The 17,282-nt window shown below is 56.5% G+C and carries 17 protein-coding genes; 9 read left to right on the top strand and 8 right to left on the bottom strand.

Going from position 1 to position 17,282, the window contains the following annotated elements:
• Window positions 1–115: 115 nt before the first annotated feature.
• The 3 genes from H4Q31_RS05635 to H4Q31_RS05625 form a co-directional block, all read right to left on the bottom strand.
• Window positions 116–805 carry an ABC transporter ATP-binding protein gene (locus H4Q31_RS05635; protein WP_185178097.1) on the bottom strand — a complete coding sequence of 230 codons (690 nt, stop codon included), beginning with the start codon at window positions 803–805 and terminating at the stop codon, window positions 116–118.
• A gap of 73 nt (window positions 806–878) precedes the next feature.
• Window positions 879–2,276, bottom strand: a complete 1,398-nt coding sequence (locus H4Q31_RS05630) for a sensor histidine kinase (protein ID WP_185178096.1) — start codon at window positions 2,274–2,276, stop codon at window positions 879–881.
• Window positions 2,264–2,956, bottom strand: coding sequence for a response regulator transcription factor (locus tag H4Q31_RS05625; RefSeq protein WP_185178095.1), 693 nt, complete (start codon window positions 2,954–2,956; stop codon window positions 2,264–2,266). Before H4Q31_RS05625 ends, H4Q31_RS05630 begins: the two co-directional genes overlap by 13 nt.
• Before the next feature lie 228 nt (window positions 2,957–3,184).
• Between H4Q31_RS05625 and H4Q31_RS05620 the strand changes: the two genes are divergently transcribed.
• A complete protein-coding gene (locus H4Q31_RS05620; RefSeq protein WP_185178094.1) occupies window positions 3,185–3,457 on the top strand; it encodes an aspartyl-phosphate phosphatase Spo0E family protein in 273 nt (90 codons plus the stop codon).
• Here the strand turns inward: H4Q31_RS05620 and tadA are convergent.
• Window positions 3,386–3,844 carry a tRNA adenosine(34) deaminase TadA gene (tadA, locus tag H4Q31_RS05615; RefSeq protein WP_260440105.1) on the bottom strand — a complete coding sequence of 153 codons (459 nt, stop codon included), beginning with the start codon at window positions 3,842–3,844 and terminating at the stop codon, window positions 3,386–3,388. The two genes, H4Q31_RS05620 and tadA, sit on opposite strands and share 72 nt — an antisense overlap.
• A 385-nt stretch (window positions 3,845–4,229) precedes the next feature.
• On the opposite strand from tadA, the gene H4Q31_RS05610 reads away from it, so the two are divergent.
• Window positions 4,230–4,853: a hypothetical protein gene (locus H4Q31_RS05610; protein WP_185178092.1), complete on the top strand. Its 624-nt coding sequence runs from the start codon at window positions 4,230–4,232 to the stop codon at window positions 4,851–4,853.
• Window positions 4,854–4,913: 60 nt separating this feature from the next.
• Here H4Q31_RS05610 and H4Q31_RS05605 read toward each other — a convergent pair whose 3' ends face one another.
• Window positions 4,914–5,762, bottom strand: a complete 849-nt coding sequence (locus H4Q31_RS05605) for a flagellar motor protein MotB (protein ID WP_185178091.1) — start codon at window positions 5,760–5,762, stop codon at window positions 4,914–4,916.
• Window positions 5,740–6,549, bottom strand: a complete 810-nt coding sequence (gene motA, locus H4Q31_RS05600) for a flagellar motor stator protein MotA (RefSeq protein WP_185178090.1) — start codon at window positions 6,547–6,549, stop codon at window positions 5,740–5,742. The genes H4Q31_RS05605 and motA overlap by 23 nt, the downstream gene beginning before the upstream one ends.
• A 243-nt stretch (window positions 6,550–6,792) precedes the next feature.
• Between motA and H4Q31_RS05595 the strand changes: the two genes are divergently transcribed.
• The gene (locus H4Q31_RS05595; protein ID WP_185178089.1) at window positions 6,793–7,143 is read left to right on the top strand and encodes a TFIIB-type zinc ribbon-containing protein; all 351 of its coding nucleotides are present in this window, start codon (window positions 6,793–6,795) and stop codon (window positions 7,141–7,143) included.
• Window positions 7,144–7,154: 11 nt separating this feature from the next.
• Here the strand turns inward: H4Q31_RS05595 and H4Q31_RS05590 are convergent, their stop codons facing one another.
• Window positions 7,155–7,676 carry a GNAT family N-acetyltransferase gene (locus H4Q31_RS05590; protein ID WP_185178088.1) on the bottom strand — a complete coding sequence of 174 codons (522 nt, stop codon included), beginning with the start codon at window positions 7,674–7,676 and terminating at the stop codon, window positions 7,155–7,157.
• Between the two features lie 146 nt (window positions 7,677–7,822).
• Between H4Q31_RS05590 and H4Q31_RS05585 the strand changes: the two genes are divergently transcribed.
• Both H4Q31_RS05585 and H4Q31_RS05580 read left to right on the top strand, forming a co-directional pair.
• A complete protein-coding gene (locus tag H4Q31_RS05585) occupies window positions 7,823–9,073 on the top strand; it encodes an MFS transporter (RefSeq protein ID WP_245347288.1) in 1,251 nt (416 codons plus the stop codon).
• A 98-nt stretch (window positions 9,074–9,171) separates the two neighbouring features.
• Complete coding sequence (locus tag H4Q31_RS05580; protein WP_185178087.1) at window positions 9,172–10,014, top strand: sulfurtransferase; 843 nt, start codon at window positions 9,172–9,174, stop codon at window positions 10,012–10,014.
• A gap of 293 nt (window positions 10,015–10,307) precedes the next feature.
• Here H4Q31_RS05580 and H4Q31_RS05575 read toward each other — a convergent pair whose 3' ends face one another.
• Window positions 10,308–11,108: an AraC family transcriptional regulator gene (locus tag H4Q31_RS05575; protein ID WP_185178086.1), complete on the bottom strand. Its 801-nt coding sequence runs from the start codon at window positions 11,106–11,108 to the stop codon at window positions 10,308–10,310.
• 316 nt (window positions 11,109–11,424) lie between these two features.
• Here H4Q31_RS05575 and H4Q31_RS05570 point away from each other — a divergent pair, with 316 nt between their 5' ends.
• The 4 genes from H4Q31_RS05570 to H4Q31_RS05555 all read left to right on the top strand — a co-directional run bounded on the left by H4Q31_RS05570 (window position 11,425) and on the right by H4Q31_RS05555 (window position 17,128).
• On the top strand, window positions 11,425–13,482 hold the full coding sequence (locus H4Q31_RS05570) for an alpha-glucuronidase family glycosyl hydrolase (protein ID WP_376698217.1): 2,058 nt from the start codon (window positions 11,425–11,427) through the stop codon (window positions 13,480–13,482).
• 55 nt (window positions 13,483–13,537) lie between these two features.
• A complete protein-coding gene (locus H4Q31_RS05565) occupies window positions 13,538–14,431 on the top strand; it encodes an ABC transporter permease (protein ID WP_245347289.1) in 894 nt (297 codons plus the stop codon).
• A gap of 15 nt (window positions 14,432–14,446) precedes the next feature.
• The gene (locus tag H4Q31_RS05560; protein ID WP_185178084.1) at window positions 14,447–15,316 is read left to right on the top strand and encodes a carbohydrate ABC transporter permease; all 870 of its coding nucleotides are present in this window, start codon (window positions 14,447–14,449) and stop codon (window positions 15,314–15,316) included.
• A gap of 81 nt (window positions 15,317–15,397) precedes the next feature.
• Complete coding sequence (locus H4Q31_RS05555) at window positions 15,398–17,128, top strand: type 2 periplasmic-binding domain-containing protein (RefSeq protein WP_185178083.1); 1,731 nt, start codon at window positions 15,398–15,400, stop codon at window positions 17,126–17,128.
• Window positions 17,129–17,282: the final 154 nt, after the last annotated feature.

The raw sequence follows: 17,282 nt of genomic DNA, 5'->3' as shown, positions 1-17,282 counted from the left end.
GCGCTGATCAGCGCCACGGACAGAATGATGCCGATGATTGTTAGAATCGACCGCTTGCGCTGCTGCTTCAGATAACGCCCGGCGAGCGCGCCATAGCTGCGAATGCCGCCGCCGTTCATACGCCGTTCCCCCCGCGCGTGTCGCTCATGAGCTTGCCGTCTTGCAGGCGCAGGACGCGATCGGCTTCCGCCGCCACGTTCATATCATGGGAGATCACGATGACGGTCTGGTGGTATTGCCGCACGGCGAGCTTCAGCAGCTCCAGCACCTCGCGGCCGTTCGCGCTGTCGAGATTGCCCGTCGGTTCGTCCGCGAGCACGATAGCGGGACGGTAGGCGAGCGCGCGCCCGATGGCGACACGCTGCTGCTGCCCGCCGGACAGCTCCGAAGGCAGATGCTTGCGGCGATCGCTCAGTCCAAGCGTACCGATCAGGTCGCGAATGTATTCCTTGTCCGGCTGGCGATGGTCGAGGAGCAGGGGCAACGTCATATTTTCCTCCACATTCAGCACGGGGATCAAGTTAAATGATTGGAAGATAAACCCGATCTTCCGCCGCCGGAACACCGCGCGCTCCTGCTCCTTCAGCGCGTACAAGTTCTCGCCGTCGATGTGGACGGTGCCGGATGTCGGACGATCGAGCCCTCCGAGCAGATGGAGCAGCGTGCTCTTGCCGGAGCCGCTCGAGCCGACGATCGCGACGAACTCGCCTTGCGGCACGCCGAAGCTGACGCTCCGGAGCGCTTCGACCGTCGTGCTGCCTTGGCCGTATGTCTTGGTTAATTCGTTTGCTTCAATAACGTTCATGAATCACGCATCCTTTCCCCCGTATCATGGATTCAGTATAGAACCGCAATCTTACAGGGGCGGGCATGCAAGCTTACGGATTTGTAAGGCGGCGATGGGGCAGCGTGAATCGGAAGGTGGTTCCCCCGCGGTCATTGCGAGAGGCGGAGAGCACGCCTTCATGACGCTCCACGATCGATTTGGCCAGCGGCAGCCCGAGACCGACGCCGCTTCCGCCCCGAGAGGCGCTATAGAATTTCTTGAAAATATGGGGGAGATGACGTTCCTCGATTCCGAGTCCTTCATCGCTGATGGATAGCCGCACGAACACCGGCGTCTCCTCCGCCTCCACGCGCACGGCGCTGCCTGCGGGGCTGTGCTCGACAGCGTTCTTGACGACGTTGCCGATCGCTTCCGCCAGCCAGTGCGGATCGTGATAGCAGAGCAGGTCTGCCGGCGCCGCGATCTCGAGCCGGACATCCCTCTGCTCGGCGAGTTTTCGCATCGGCAAGACAGCCTGCTCGATCGTCTCCGCAATCGGCAGATCTCGCGGCATCAGCTCAAGCGCCTCCGCCTCCAGCCGCGCGATCTTCAGCAGCGTCAGCGTGAGCCATTCCATCCGCTCCAGCTCGCGGCGGCATGTCTCCAGGAATTCCTGCGCATCTTCCGGCTTCGTGCGGGGGTCTTGAAGCAGCTCAATGTAGATCGTGAGAGACGCGAGAGGCGTCTTGAGCTGGTGGGAGATGTCGGCGATCGTATCCTTGAGGAACTTCTTGTCCCGGTGGAGCTGCGCAATCGTCTCTTGGAGCCGCAGCGCCAGCTCCTGCACGCCATGCGCGAGGAGCCCGAGGTCGCCTTCGCCGTAGATCCGGTTCTGCAGCGGCTCGTTGCGCTTGACCGCTTCTTCTAAGGAGGCGGCTAGCGCGCGAATCGCCCGGTAAGGCTTGTTATATTCGTAGATGAGAACAGCGAATAATAGCAGCAGTAGAGCCGCTGCAGCCCCGGTCGATAGCAGCCGCGCATGCGAACGGAAGGAAGAGACGATAGGCAGCAGGGAGTTCTCCATCTCGGCGCTAAGTCCATACTGCTCCGCCAGCTGCCTGCCGGCGGCAGCGGCGTCTGGACCTGTATCGCTGCTTCCCTCGGCGAACAGCTTCGGCAGCTCCGGCGCCCATTCGGGATGCGCGGCGGCGAGCGTCCCGATGAGCGCGTCGCCCCTGGCGATCCACTCGCGCTTGAGCCGATGCGCCTCGTATTGGGTTAACGCCCAGACGAGGAGGAGGGAGGCCAGCAGCGCGAGCAGTCCGATCGCCGCGAGCCGGCGAATGCCGGGATTGCGCCACAGCCGCGCGGTGCGGAAGCGAAGCGGGAGCATGGGCATTCGCTCATGCCGAGGCAAACCGTGAAGCAGCGGTTGTAGCTGCGCATGAGACTCGTCCGGCTTCGAGGCGGGACGTTCAGGCGCGGGCGTCTGTTCCTTCAGGCGTTCCATCGGTAACCGGCTCCTCTGACGGTCGTGATCCGCTGCGGCTCGTTCGGTTCATCCTCGATCTTCTCCCGCAGGCGGCGAATGTTGACCGCGACCGTGTTGTCGTCCAGATAATCGCCGCCGTCCTGCCACAGATGCTGCGCGATCTGTTCCTTGGACAGCACGGCTCGGGGGTGGCTCATGAGCAGAGCCAGCAGCCGGAATTCCGTGACGCTGAGCGGAATGTCGCGTCCCTGCTTCGTCAGCCGCATCTCGGACATCTGCAGCGTCAGATCGCCGGATTGCATGACGTTCGAAGCGGCTGGGGCGGAGCGCGCGGAAGCGCGGCGGCGAAGCACTGCCTGGATTCGGGACAGGAATTCCCGCAGCCGGAAAGGCTTCGTAATATAATCGTCGCCGCCGAGATCAAGACCGCGCACAATATCGATCTCGCTATCGCTCGCCGTTAGGAACACGATCGGCGTATCCGCCGTTAATCGCAGCCGTGAACAGAAGTCAAACCCGCTGCCGTCCGGCAGCTGAACGTCCAGCACGATCAGATCGAACGACTCGGCGGCGACGGCTGCTTCGGCTTCGGCCAGCGTGTGCGCTCCGCTGACGCGGAAGCCTTCTTGCTTCAGGGTGAATTCGATGCCCCGATGCAGGGCTTCGTCGTCTTCGACAAGCAGCAGGTGCGGTGGCATATTCCCAACTCCTTTTTCACCGGACGTTATCGACCTTTAATGGGGGAACGTACTAAGGTAGTGGTTCCAAGGCACCAATATTGTCGTAAAATGATGGAAATTTAACCGAAAATATCGACACTGTTCTACATCATGTCAAATCTATTTCAATTATAATAGGTTAAGTTCACGGAATTTCGATGTACTGTGGCGCAAATCAACGTTGGATAGGAGCAGTAGAGAGAAGCGATGGACACCAACCTGCTGATATACCGCCTCAAGTTGCTGCAGAAGCAATTGTGCGAAATGGCGAAAGACTTAGGTAATTTGACCGATCCCGAGATCGTTGCTGTCAGCGAAGAAGCGGATCGATTAATCGTACAGCTTCAGAAGATACGGATGAACGAGTACGTTGGGAAGAAGCTCTGTTCGGGCAAATCGGCATCCGCCCTATTTGCGGACCCGCAGTCGGCGGAAGAAATCGGTCAAGAGAGAAGCGCACTGCTCCTTAAGCACTCCTGAAGTCCACTCAGCCGCATGGTTGAACCGATTGTCTTGAAGCAGATCCATTAAGGTACCCACGCAGCCGGCCTTCGGATCTTGGGCGCCATAGACCACACGTTCCACTCGGGATTGCAGAATCGCTCCCGCGCACATCGGACAAGGCTCCAACGTTACATACAAAGTGCAGCCCAGAAGCCTCCAAGCGCCTAGCTTCTCGCTGGCTTGCCGAATCGCGATCATCTCCGCATGTCCGGTCGGGTCATGCGTCGTCTCCCGAACGTTGTAGCCGGCGCCGACGATGACGCCGTCCTTCACAATAACCGCCCCAATGGGAACCTCGCCAATTTGCTCCGCAAGCTGCGCTTGGCGAATTGCTTCTTGCATCCACAATTCATCTTCAGACAAGAGGGAGTCTCCTTTCTCTTTTTCCCGCGAACGTGTATTCGTTGTTAACATGCTGTGCACAATTCTGTGGATAAGCTATTTGTTGTCCACAATTTTGTGCACATTTTATTCTCGCCTGTGGGTATAAGTGGCGCGGCAAACCAAGAATAAGGTCGAATTAGGCAATAAATGCTTATTCAATTAAGTTATCCATGGATTGTCCACAGATCACGCCGCATTCGAACGATGCTTGCCGCGGTTATCCCCAGCACGCTAATGGACTTATCGGATTCGTTCCCATTGTATCAGAGTGGAAATAAAGGTCAAAGAATCCCGGAATCTGAATATACATAGGTAATGAAGAAAGGTGGACAACCGATAAGCGCGTGAGCAGGGGGTTGGTTGAATGGAGCAGGTATGGGAACGATTCCGCGAGCCGACCGGGACGGAGCCGTCGGGCAAGACGACGATTCTCGGCGAATCGCTGTGCTCGGCAGACGAGATGGCTGCATTCGCGGCGCGCCGCGGGCAGCGAGTCGACGCGGATACGGCGGCGCTGTATTTGCGGCTGGGCTGGCGATACGGCATTCGCGGCGACGCGGCCTTCTGCCAGGCGCTGTATGAGACGAGGTCGCTGGCGGCGGGCCGAGTTCGGCCGATCGGAGAGACGCGCATAACGGATCTGTGGGGATTGCAGGGGCGAGAAGGGTTGTTCGATGAGCCGTTCGTGGAGCAGCAGATGCAGCTGCTGTTCGGCTTCGCCGTAGCCGAGCCGCCGCTATCCAATCTGGATATGTCGCTGTGGACACCGAGGCTGCAGATGATCAGACGCAAGCAGTGGAGAGGAATCGCTCCGCATTGGGAAGACCTGAACGGCAAGTGGTCGGTTCCCGGCACGAATTATGGGCAAGATATTACCGCGATCTGGCGCAATATGGTGGAATGGGCGCTTGTTCGCCGACGCCGCGCCGCGCGGACGAATGCCGCGGACGACGCATCTGGGCCGGCCGCCGAAGCGGTCAGCGTCTAACCGGATTTCTCTGCATTCTGAGCAAGAGGGCCCGCCGGAACTCGGCGGACCCTCTTGTCTTTATGGATTGCTGCCGTCGCTCTTGCCTTCTGCCGCGATGGCGTTAAGCACAGTGTTCTCCGCTCCCGAATCCGTATACTTGCGGAGAATGGATACTTCGACGCGGCGGTTGTTGGCGCGTCCGGCGGCGGTGGCGTTCGTGTCCACCGGACGATATTCGCCATAGCCGATGGCGCTGAACAGCTTCGGATCGAACGCCGGGTTCTGAAGCAATATTTTCATAAAGTTAATCGCCCGTTTGGAGCTCAGCTCCCAGTTCGAAGCATACTGTGCCGTGCTGATCGGCTCGTTGTCCGTGTGGCCCGATACGATAATCTCGTAGTCCGGATAGCCCTGCAGCATCTGTCCGATCGCGACGGCCAGCTTCTGGGCGTCCGGCTTCACGTCAGCGCTTCCGGAGGCGAACAAGGCCGTGTCGCTGATCGTGATCATGAGCTGCGACTGGTTCAGCTGCGTCTCCAGCTGGCTGCTCAGGCCGTTCTTATCGATATATTGATCGAGCGACTTCTTGAGCTTCTCCAGATTCTCCTGCTCTTGCTGCATGAGCTTCTCCTTCTGATGCTCATCCGTCTCCGTCTTGATGCCGGCTTCGCCGGGATTGTCCTTCGCGTGCTTGCTAAGCTCGCTCTTGCTCTGCATTGAGGCCGACTGGTCCAGAATACCGATGCCGGACGTGAAGGCGCTCGTGAAGGCGTCCTGGAGCGCTTCGAGCTTGGAGGTGTTAACGGCGCTGGCTGCGAACAACACAATGAACAGAGCCAGCAGCAAGGTCATCAAGTCGGAATAAGGAAGCAGCCAAGACTCGTCCGCATGCTCTTCGTGTTCCTCATGCCGATGCTTTCTGCTCACGATCGCTCTCCTCCTTCTCTGCCAAGGCGAGACGTTCCGTAGGTGTGAGGAACACGGCCAGCTTCTGTTCGATCGCCGTCGTGGAGACGCCGGACTGGATCGACAGCAGGCCTTCGACCATCATGAGCCGAAGCTCGATCTCGCGCTTGGACAACCGCTTCAGCTTGTTGGCGATCGGATGCCAGAGCACATAACCGGTGAAAATACCCATTAGCGTCGCCACGAAGGCCGCGGCTACCGCGTGCGCCAGCTTCTCCATCTCCTCGAGGTTGCCGAGTGCGGCGATCAGGCCGATAACCGCGCCGAGTACGCCAAGCGTCGGCGCATACATGCCCGCTTGGGCGAAGATCTGCGCGCCGCCCTTATGCCGGTCTTCCGTCGCCGAGATGTCTTCGAGCAGCACGTCTCGCACGAATTCCTGATCGTTGCCGTCGATGATCATACGCATGCCGTTCTTAAGGAACGAATCCTCAATCTCTTCCACGCGCGCTTCCAGAGCGAGCAGGCCCTCGCGGCGGGTAATGGATGCCCATTCCATGAACATGCGGATCACGTCCATCTTCGGGAGCAGCTTCGGCTCGACGAAGACGATCTTGAACAGCTTCGGAATCTTGGCCAGATCCTTCGATGGGAAGGCTACCGCGACGGATGCGGCAGTGCCTACCAGAATAATGACGTATGCGGCGGGGTTGCTGATGAGCGAGCCGAGCGGGGCCCCCTTCAGAATCATCCCTACAATTAGGGCGACAAAACCCAGTACAAGTCCGATAATCGTTGAATTCTTCATTCGTACACCCCAGCTTGTCGAGTAATGAATGCGTGGCTGAAGAGTCCCTCACAACCCTACACTTTAATAGGATTATCGACATGTTGACGCCAAAGATTTAGAGATAACAGCCGTATTTTCACAAAAAGCCTGGTTGCGCATGGAGGGATCGCAGATCGCGGCAGAAGCCATCAATCTTCTGGCAACCGAAAGGGAGGCAGACCGTATATAACCTTAAATAGGGTGAAGGAGGCTGAATTCGATATGAATTGTCCAGTGTGCCGCGATACGCGTATGAGGGAAGTGGAGAAGAACGGGGTGCTCATCGACATCTGCCCGAGCTGCAAGGGGGTCTGGCTCGACCGCGGGGAGCTGGAGAAGCTGATGACCGAGGTGCGCGAGGTTCGAGAGGATTACAATCGTTGGTATTACGACGACGATGACGATGACGACCGCCGGAAGCGCCAAGCGCCATACCCGCCGCGCCAGGATTCGTATCAGGATTCGCAACGTGATGCGCGCTATGATCACAAGTCCGACGGTTCGCATTACGGCGGGCATAAGCGCAAGAAGAAGCGCAGCGTGATGGACATGTTCGGGGATCTGTTCGACTGAAAATAGGGGTATTATCGCGGCATATATACCATGCACAGGATCGAGACGATGCCGTGCGCCGACTGGCGGTCGTAACGGTCGGTCGCGGCGAAGCCGGCCTTCTCGTAGGCACGGATCGCGCGCCGGTTCCACGACTCGACCTCCAGGTCGATCTCCGCTCCGGGCGCGCGGCGCGCGGCTTCCGCCGCTGTCGCGGATGCGAAGGCGGGGCCCCAGCCAAGGCCGCAGCAGTCCGGCCGCAGCCCGAGGCCGAGGCGCACGACGCCTGCCATCGGGAAGAACTGCACATAGCCGATCAACTCTCCGCCTCCGTCTCGTACGGAGGCGTATTGGCGTTCCCGGATATCGGGATCGCCGAACTCGCGCTCTTCAAACTTCATGCGCTCCCATGAAGGCCAGCGGTATTTGTCGTACGGCGGCGGATACCGCCAGTCGCAGATCCGGGCCGCATCCTCTTCGGTCATGGGGCCGATGCGGAATTCCGGCAGAGCCTTCTGCGCCCGGGGCTTCTCCTGTATCTGCTTCTGTTCCATCTGGAATGAATGCCTCCTCTCCTCTAAGCAGCCGATGCACAATCGCTTCTTGATCAAACGATATCACAAAACAGGGTTCGTGGTATAATAAACCGGATTGCAAAAAATAGGCAGCAGGTGTACTTAGAGAGGGGACTATACGCACTTTGTCTCGATTGATATTGCTTGGATGTATGGCTTATCTGACGATCGGATTGGGCGAGCTCGCCGTGGGCGCAGTGCTCGAGCCGATGATTCATGCATACGGCGTTCGATATAGCGACGGCGGTCAGCTGGTGATGAACCAATTCCTTGGCGGGCTGGTCGGCACGTTGTCCGCGCCTTGGCTTATTCGTCGTGTCGGTCGAAAAAAGCTGCTTCTCTTCGCGATCGGCCTGATGGCCGCCGCGGAGCTGGCTTACACGGCTCTGCCGCCGTGGGGCGTGATGCTGGCGATCGGGCCGCTCACAGGCTTCGGCTTCGGCACGATCGAGACGCTCGTCGGCTCGCTCGTCATCGCGGGCGCAGGAGAGCGGGCCAACACGGCTATGGGCCGCGTGGAGACGTGCTTCGGCATCGGCGCGCTGATCATCCCGTTCGCGGGCGCCGCATTAATTGGCGCCGGGCAGTGGCGGCTGGCGTTCGCCGTCGTCGGGCTGCTCGCCGTTATCACGCTGGCGCTGTGGGTACGGTATTGGCCGGCCAGGATTGGCAGCGGCATGGCGGACAGCGGGGCTGCGCCTCATGGCGCGGGACCTGGGTCTGGGCCTGGGGCAATGTCCGGCGGCCACGGTTCGGCTGGCGCGTCCTCGGCTTCGCTGAAGAAGGGCGGGGCTTGGGGCGTGCTGATCATCTGCGCGTTCTTCTTCTTCGTCTATGTGGGGATGGAGATGAGCTTCGTTCATTATCTGCCGTCGCTGCTCGTGCAGTCGGATGGCATCTCCGATGCGACGGCGACGCTTGCGGCCGGCTTGTTCTGGGGCGCGATGACGATTGGCCGTCTCGTGGCTGGCAACGTGGCTGACCGCATCGGCGGCGCCAGCTATTTGCTTAGCACTTGTGCGATAGGAGCCGTCATCTTCTTGCTAATGAGCCTGACAGGGGGAACGACGGCGATGTTCGTGCTGACGTTCTTCTTGGGGCTGTTCCTGTCGGGCATGTTCGCTGTCGCGCTCGTCTTCGCCAACCGCGCCGTTCCCGGCGTGACGGAGCGGACGACCAGCATTCTGATCGCGAGCGGACTGCTCGGCGGGGCGATTCTGCCGAAGATGACCGGCTGGTGCCTCGATCAATATGATGCGGCTGCGACTCGGTGGTTTTTCACCCTTGTTGCGGTGCTGTTGTTCGTCGCGATGGCGGTTGCTGCGGCTTTGACCCGGCGTCAGAGCAGGACGGACGCGCGCGTGGTGACGGAATAGGCGCTGTTGTGACGGAAGTGTGTATAGCTGCGATCTGAGCATTGGGATTGAACGCTGGGTGATGAACTAATCTTGTATCGATAGAGGAGATGGGGATTGTGAAGCACGTCGTATCCATGAAGTGGCTGCTGGCCCGCATGTACGAGCCTGATCTGGTCATCGTCGACTGCCGATTCGTTCTGGGCGGCGGCAACCAAGAGGCGGGCAGGCTTGCTTACGAGGAGTCGCACATTCCAGGAGCGGTTTATCTCGATCTGGAGCGGGACTTGTCCGCACCGGTCGGCGAGCACGGCGGCCGCCATCCGCTGCCGGACGCGGCGGAGCTGGCGGCTCGCTTCAGCCGCGCAGGCATCGGCAACGGCTCGCGCGTCGTCTGCTACGATGACCAAGGCGGAGCGATGGCCTCGCGCCTGTGGTGGCTGCTGCGCTATCTCGGCCATGAGCAGGTGTTCGTCATGGACGAGGGCTTCTCCGCGTGGCAGCAGGCGGGCTTCCCGGTCAGCGCCGAGCAGCGCGTAATCGTGCCCGCGCCGTTCGTCGCGACCGTGCAGCACAACCTGCTCGTCGAGGTCGACGAGGTGCGCGAATCGCTCGGCACGGACCGCTGGGTGCTCGTTGATTCGCGCGAAGCCCCGCGCTATCGCGGCGAGGCGGAGCCGCTCGACAAGAAGGCGGGCCATATCCCCGGCGCGCGGAACAAGTTCTGGAAGGGCGTGCTGGACGAGCAGGGCCGCTTCAAGGACGAGGACGCGCTGGCGTCGCATTTCGGCGATCTGCCGAAGGACCGCGAGATCGTCGTCTACTGCGGATCCGGCGTCACCGCCACGCCGAACGTGCTCGCGCTGAGCGAGGCCGGCTTCGAGAACGTGAAGCTGTATGCGGGCAGCTGGAGCGATTGGATCTCGTACGACGAGAATCCGGTGGCGACGGGAGAAGAGTAAGAGCTGAGAGGTCGCGTCGGACGCGGGTTGGAGGGCTGTGACAGGTTATAAGCTTGTGACCTGTTGCAGCCCTCTTTGCGCGTTCCGTTCAACAGCTTGCAAACAAGAAGTTGGCAGAAGTATTTACTCCGATAATGGTTGTCGTACCAAATGACTGCATCAAATCACTTGTTTATGCAATTGGCTCAAACCATATTGTTACACCAGCCCCGTCGTCCGCGAGTCTCTTGGATGCTGAACGTACGTTCACGGCTCATCGACAGGAGTCCCTTTATGGGGGTGCGGGGCAAGGCTCAACCGCTTTGGCATTTGAAGACGGTGGAAGGAGGATAGCCTTTGACCGATTTGAAGACGTTGCTGAAATACGAAATGTCGCGGAAGCCGCATCTTTCGGCCACCTGGGAGACGGAGAACCCCCCGGTGGACAGCAGCATTTCCGCATGGTTGACGCGAATCATGTTCAAATATTCCTTAAACGAATAGCCCATGTATTGTTTGAACAATTTCCCCAGGTAGACCGGATGAAGATTGACGATTTGCGCCATGCGGGATAAATCCAGTTCCTCGGGATAATGCTCCGCGACGAACGAGATCACTTGATTGACCCGGTGGTCGGCCTTGATGAGGGCGGAATTGCGGCTTGTGATCGTTATCAGCCGATGGATGATGAGCATGAACAAGGCTCTGGCTTGCATGACATAGCCCGGCTGTTTGCTCATCCAGATGTGCGAGTACTGCTTGAGATACCCGATCAGTTCGCTGGTGATGACGTTCTTCGTCACGGTCTGCAGCGGGAGCGGGTCCGTGCGGCTGTTCGGCAGCCATTTGAAATTGAATGCGTAGGAATGCGCGGGGCTCTGCTTAAACGTATGCGCCTGGCGCACGCTGCCTACGGGAATGTAAATGACGTCGCCGGCTTCGATCGTGTATTGGACGCCGTCCACGAAGTAATTGGTTTTCCCGCCGACGACGAATGTCAGATCGTGAAAATCGATCGTCTGCTCGATGATTTCCCAATTGGGAAAACACCTTCTGTCCACGAAAAATACGATATCGGGGAACAGGTCCTGCAACTGGTCGAAATCCGTCTCCATGGGGTTCACCGCCTTGAATCGTTTAAACTGGTTTCATCTTATCACCGGAGCCCTGATAAATAAATGTGAATATTTAATAATTACAAAAAATATCTAGTTGGTCTATTGATAATGAAAACGCTTAAATTTTATAATTCAAACAGATAGATCGTATAATTTTCGGCAAGATGCCTTATACCGCGCAACAAAACGCAAGGAACCGAAACGATTGGCTTCGCCAAAGTGATTAAGTAGTTGCAAGTCCTAATTGGAGGAATACGAATTGGAAAATGACAACAAGATCGTCCGTGAGCCGACTCGCCAAAAAGGGGAGGAAGTGGAAGAAGCGTACAAAGCATGGCTGCGATATGCGCCGATGGATCCCGAAATAGCGGAAAAGTATGCCTCTTGGTGTCGATCGATAGTCGTAGAAGCTTCCGCACCGTCCCCTCTGCTGGCGAAAGCTTGCGAGGAACTTGTCGGCGGCATCGGATCGATGCTGGGTCGAATGCCTCTGGCAGGCGGGACCGCCGATCACGGTCGATGCGTGCTGCTCTGCGCCGGCAATTCCTCCAAACTTCATGGTGTAGTCGAAGCGGCTGAACTGGAGGCTTTAGGAGAGGAAGGCTATGTGCTGAGAACTGCCGGGGAACCGGGGCGGCCATTCGTCGCGATTGCCGGCCATACGGACCGGGGCGCGCTGTACGGGGCGTTCCACTTCCTTCGGTTGCTGCAGACTGGACAGAACCTAAACGAGCTAAACATCATCGAGAAGCCGGCCGCCAAACTCCGGATGATTAACCACTGGGACAATATGGACGGCAGCGTTGAACGGGGATACGCGGGGCGCTCGATTTTTTACCGCGATGGGAAAATCGTCACAGATCGTAAGCGCATTCATGATTATGCGCGAATGATGGCGGCCGTCGGACTGAACGCGATCGCCATTAATAACGTGAACGTGCACGAGACGGAAACGAACCTCATTACCTCCGAGCTGCTGCCTTCGGTGGCGGCCGTGGCTGATATATTCAGAGCTTATGGCGTCCGGCTTTACTTGAGCGTGAACTTCGCCAGCCCGATCCAGTACGGCGGGCTGACGACGGCCGATCCGCTAGACCCGGAGGTGAGACGATTCTGGGCGGAACGGGCAGCCGACGTATACCGGCATATTCCCGACTTCGGCGGCTTCCTGGTCAAAGCCGATTCGGAATTCCGGCCGGGGCCGTTCACCTACGGACGCGACCACGCGGACGGAGCGAATATGCTCGCCGAGGCGCTGCGTCCGTACGGCGGCATCGTGGTCTGGCGCTGCTTCGTGTATGACTGCCTGCAAGACTGGCGCGACCGGAAGACGGACCGGGCCCGGGCGGCTTTCGACCATTTCCGCCCGCTCGACGGCAAGTTCGCAGACAATGTCATACTTCAAATCAAGAACGGTCCGATGGACTTCCAAGTCCGGGAACCCGCTTCCCCGCTGTTCGGGGGATTGCGGCATACGAACCAGGTGCTGGAGCTTCAAATTACCCAGGAGTATACAGGGCAGCAGAAGCATCTATGCTTCCTGATTCCGCAATGGAAGGAAATCCTCGATTTCGACACCTATGCGCGAGGCGAAGGCTCGACGGTGTCGAAAGCGGCGACGGGAGAACTGTTCGGCCGGCCGCTTGGCGGAATCGCCGCCGTATCCAATATCGGGGACGACGCCAATTGGACCGGACACTTGCTGGCGCAAGCCAATTACTACGGATATGGCCGGTTGGTATGGCGTCCGGAGCTGACGGCGGAGCAGATTGCCGACGAATGGACGCGGATCACGTTCGGACACGACCCGGCCGTCGTCTCAACGATTCGCCGCATGCTGCTCGATTCCTGGACCATTTACGAGAATTACACGTCGCCGCTCGGAGTCGGCTGGATGGTCAACCCGGGCCATCATTACGGCCCGAACGTCGACGGATATGAATATTCGAAGTGGGGGACTTACCATTATGCCGACTGTCACGGTATCGGAGTAGATCGGACCGTCAAGTCGGGTACCGGTTATACGGGACAGTATCACGATAAGGTTGCCTCGCGCTTCGAGTCGATCGAGAGCTGTCCGGACGAACTGCTGCTTTTCTTCCACCACGTTCCCTATACGCATGTATTGAAGTCCGGCAAGACCGTCATACAGCACATATACGACACGCATTTCGAAGGCGCCGAGCAGGTGGACAAACTGGTGGACGTCTGGCGCGGCTTGGAAGGCAGAATAGACGGCGATCGTTATGCGAGCGTGCTGAGTCGTCTGCAAGAGCAATCGAAGCATGCCAAGGAATGGCGGGACGTTATAAACAGCTATTTCTTGCGCAAGTCGGGTATCGCGGACGAGCAAGGCAGAACAATCTACTAGGCGAGGTGATGTTATGTCGGCATCTGCTGCAGTGAGAAGAAGAACGCTCGGATATATGAAACGTTACTGGGTCCTCTATGCTATGTTGCTCCTGCCGTTATCCTTTTTTATCATTTTCCGTTACATCCCGATGAATTACATTCAAATCGCTTTCAAAGATTACAGCATCGTCAAGAGCCCGATGGAGATGGAATGGGCAGCGAATCACGGGTTTGAATATTTTATCCAGGCCTTTTCCAATCGCGATTTCCTTTACGCCCTGAGAAACACCCTTCTTCTTAACTTTCTAGATTTGTTATTCGGCTTCCCTGCACCGATTATATTGGCCATCATCTTTAACGAACTCGCCTTCAAACGGTTTAAGAAGTTCACCCAGACGGTTGCCTATATGCCGCACTTTTTGTCATGGATCATCGTGGCAGGCATGGCGCTTCAGCTTTTTGCGCCTAGCTCGGGTCTCGTCAATATCATGCTGAACAGCTTGGGGTTTGAATCCATTCCGTTCCTGAACGACTCCACGAATTGGGTGATTACCTATATCGTGCTGGGCATCTGGAAGAGCGTCGGTTGGGGCACCATTCTCTATTTGGCAGCGATTGCAGGGATTAATCCGGAGCTTTACGAGGCTGCTTCCGTGGACGGAGCGGGACGCATGCGCAATATTTGGCACATTACGCTGCCGGGATTGCGTTCCACCATTATCGTATTGCTCATTCTAAACCTGGGTCATATTCTGGGCAGCGAATTCGACAGACCTTATGCGCTTGGCAACAAGCTGGTGACGGATGTATCTAACGTAATCTCTGTATTCGTCTACAACTACGGCATTCGCGGTTTGCAATTCTCACTATCCACTGCTGTTGGTTTGTTCCAATCCGTCGTTGGCGTCATTTTCTTGTTCGGGGCAAACGCCCTGGCCAAAAAATTCGGCGATCGCGGCATCTGGTAGGGGGTTGTAAAATCTATGGTTAAATCAAAAAGCACGAAATTAGGGGATTGGATCATCGTTTTCATTTGCGTGTTGGTGATTCTGGCTTGTCTCCTGCCGTTGCTGAACATTCTGGCACGATCCTTAAGTTCTGCGGAAGCCTTGGTGAAGAATCAAGTTTTGCTTTTGCCGGTGGATTTGAATTTCAAAGCTTATACAGCCGTACTCGGAGATTCCAAAGTCACATGGTCGTTAGCATGGACAGCGATCCTGACGGTCATCACGACGATTTGGTGTATGTTCATGACAATTCTGTGCGCATACCCGCTTATCTATGACAACCTGAAGGGCAAGAAACTTATTTTGGCGCTCATTCTCTTTACGATGTACTTCAACGCAGGCATCATCCCGACCTATTTGCTCCTGAAAGGGTTGCATTTGCTGAATAATCCTTTGGTTCTGATCTTGCCGGGCAGCATCAGCGTATTCAATGTCATCATCATGCGCAGCTTCTTCTTCGGCATACCAGAGAGCCTCAAAGAATCCGCCGAACTGGACGGAGCGGGGCCTCTCAGAGTCCTGGTTAATGTCTATTTGCCGCTTTCCATGCCCGTGCTGGCAACGCTGGCGCTATTCTATGCGGTTGGCCGCTGGAACGGGTTCTCGGATGCGTTGATGTTCATGAGCGATAGAACCTACTATCCCATCCAATTGCTGCTCTTTAATATTCTCAATAGCATTACCGCCGTCGAGGTGGCCACGCAGGAGGGCTTTACCAGCCCGGGCTTGTCCGAATCCATTAAGTCTGCAACTGTCGTGTTTGCAACCGTACCGATTTTGCTCATTTACCCTTGGTTGCAGCGGTACTTTATTTCCGGCGTCACGATCGGAGCCGTAAAAGGTTAATGGCTTACCCGCGGTAAAAGTCGACAAAGTCGATTTTTATAAATCGAGAAACAGGCTTAAACAAAAAAAAGGAGGATCTACATGCGTTTAACCAGGTTTTTGACCATCGTGTCGCTATGTTCCGTCTTCGCTTTGGCGTTTGCGGGATGTACAAACAGCAACAACAATGAGTCTGCAAGCCCGTCCAACTCATCGGCTCCACCGGCATCCGAACAATCGTCCGCATCTCCTTCTGCCAACGCAGCCGATGCCAAACTCGAAGAGCTGGGCCTTGATTCCAATCTCAGATTCAAGGAGACTCGTAAAATCACGGTAGAGATTTACGATCGAGGCAATACCGGGGGAACCAAACCCGAAGACAACGTCTATACGCAGTTCATCAAAGACGGAATGCTGCGCGATCATAACGTAGAAGTGACTTTCGTTCCGGTTCCGCGCTGGACGGAAGGCGATGTCATTAACAACCTTCTGGCCGCGGGTCAAGCGCCGGATGTCGCTGTCACCTATTCGTATCCGACCATCCAAACCTACGCCAACATGGGCGGCGTCACGGATCTGGCACCGTTGGTCGACGATTACAAAGATCTTCTGCCGAACCTGTGGGGGTATCTCACCGAAGATAACATCAATTGGGACAGAGATCCCAACACCGGAACGCTGTGGGCTTTGGAAGCTCGCTTGAACACGCTGAACCGCATCAATACTTTCGTGCGCGAGGATTGGTTGAAGAAGCTCAATCTCCAGGCGCCGACGAACCTGCAAGAATTCGAAGACATGCTCATCGCGTTTAGGGACAACGCCTCCACGCTCTTGGGCGATGACGCGGACAAGATGATTCCATTCTCCACGAGCTATGACGTAGGTTGGCGTACGGATCATTTGACAACGTCCTTTATACCCGACAATATTACGGACAAGGACCTTTTCGTTTACGGCTTTGACGATCGTCATCTTCTTTACCCGAATTACAAAGAAGGCATCAGAACGTTGAACAAATGGTATAACGAAGGTCTGGTTTGGAAAGACTTCCCGCTCTATCCTGCCGGGGATGCAACGGAAGATAATCTGATGAAAGCAGGTTTTGTCGGCGCCTTTATCCACAACTGGGATTATCCGTACCGCAACGGTGCTGACGGCATTACGGCAAACCTTCATAACCTTGTCGGTCCGGATGCAAATTACATTGCGGTTGAGCCGTTCCCGAACGATGCCGGGGTTTACCGGAAGTTCTTGTCGGCGCCTGTTGACCGCAAAATATTCTTCCCGGCTACCAACAAAGAACCACTAGCTTCGATGTTCTATCTGGATTGGATCTCCAAGATTGATAACCGGGTTTACCTGCAATTCGGCGAAGAAGGCAAAACGTACGAAAAGATGCCGGACGGTTCCTACAAGACGATTGCCGCTACTGACGAATATATTATGAACTCACCGGCAAATATCGACTACACGATCACAAGCAATGGTCTTGACACCGGAGATCCGGATTTGACCGTCAAGTCTCTTGCCAACGGGTATGACGGGGTTGACGCTAGACTCATTGAGGTTGCAAACCAGATTACGACTCATGATGGACGCGTAGGCAAAAATGCCAAAGCGGGTGAGATCAAGGCTGAAGAAGGTCAAGGTCAAGCGCTTTCCGCGAAACGCGATGCCTTCTTGGATCAAGCAGTTGTAGCGCCGGTTGACAAGTTTGACGCTGTATATGATGCGGGTATGAAGGATTACCTCAACTCGGGCGGTCAAGCGATTATCGACGAGCGCAAAGCGGCATGGGAAACGCTTTATGGCAGCGAGACAATGTTGAAATAACCATTTGTGAGTAGAAGAAGATTAATAAAACCTGGGAGCTTGCGAATGCAAGCTCTCAGGTTTTTTACATCCAAATTGACACTTTTTCCGAAGTGTCTGGTTCTTTGGGGGCCAGCAAGTTAGTATACAATGATGCGATCGAACCAGTTCTCAT

It is taken from the genome of Cohnella lubricantis (assembly GCF_014212015.1).
Classification (GTDB): Bacteria; Bacillota; Bacilli; order Paenibacillales; family Paenibacillaceae; genus Cohnella; species Cohnella lubricantis.
Note: the sequence above shows the minus strand (reverse complement) of the source record. Positions and strands in the feature narration are given on the sequence as shown.

Excerpts from the sequence above, each read along its gene's own strand:
- H4Q31_RS05635 (WP_185178097.1), bottom strand. The coding sequence starts at position 805 with ATGAACGTTATTGAAGCAAACGAATTAACCAAGACATACGGCCAAGGC.
- H4Q31_RS05630 (WP_185178096.1), bottom strand. The coding sequence starts at position 2,276 with ATGGAACGCCTGAAGGAACAGACGCCCGCGCCTGAACGTCCCGCCTCG.
- H4Q31_RS05625 (WP_185178095.1), bottom strand. The coding sequence starts at position 2,956 with ATGCCACCGCACCTGCTGCTTGTCGAAGACGACGAAGCCCTGCATCGG.
- H4Q31_RS05620 (WP_185178094.1), top strand. The coding sequence starts at position 3,185 with ATGGACACCAACCTGCTGATATACCGCCTCAAGTTGCTGCAGAAGCAA.
- H4Q31_RS05610 (WP_185178092.1), top strand. The coding sequence starts at position 4,230 with ATGGAGCAGGTATGGGAACGATTCCGCGAGCCGACCGGGACGGAGCCG.
- motA (WP_185178090.1), bottom strand. The coding sequence starts at position 6,549 with ATGAAGAATTCAACGATTATCGGACTTGTACTGGGTTTTGTCGCCCTA.
- H4Q31_RS05595 (WP_185178089.1), top strand. The coding sequence starts at position 6,793 with ATGAATTGTCCAGTGTGCCGCGATACGCGTATGAGGGAAGTGGAGAAG.
- H4Q31_RS05590 (WP_185178088.1), bottom strand. The coding sequence starts at position 7,676 with ATGGAACAGAAGCAGATACAGGAGAAGCCCCGGGCGCAGAAGGCTCTG.
- H4Q31_RS05575 (WP_185178086.1), bottom strand. The coding sequence starts at position 11,108 with ATGGAGACGGATTTCGACCAGTTGCAGGACCTGTTCCCCGATATCGTA.
- H4Q31_RS05565 (WP_245347289.1), top strand. The coding sequence starts at position 13,538 with ATGAAACGTTACTGGGTCCTCTATGCTATGTTGCTCCTGCCGTTATCC.
- H4Q31_RS05560 (WP_185178084.1), top strand. The coding sequence starts at position 14,447 with ATGGTTAAATCAAAAAGCACGAAATTAGGGGATTGGATCATCGTTTTC.
- H4Q31_RS05555 (WP_185178083.1), top strand. The coding sequence starts at position 15,398 with ATGCGTTTAACCAGGTTTTTGACCATCGTGTCGCTATGTTCCGTCTTC.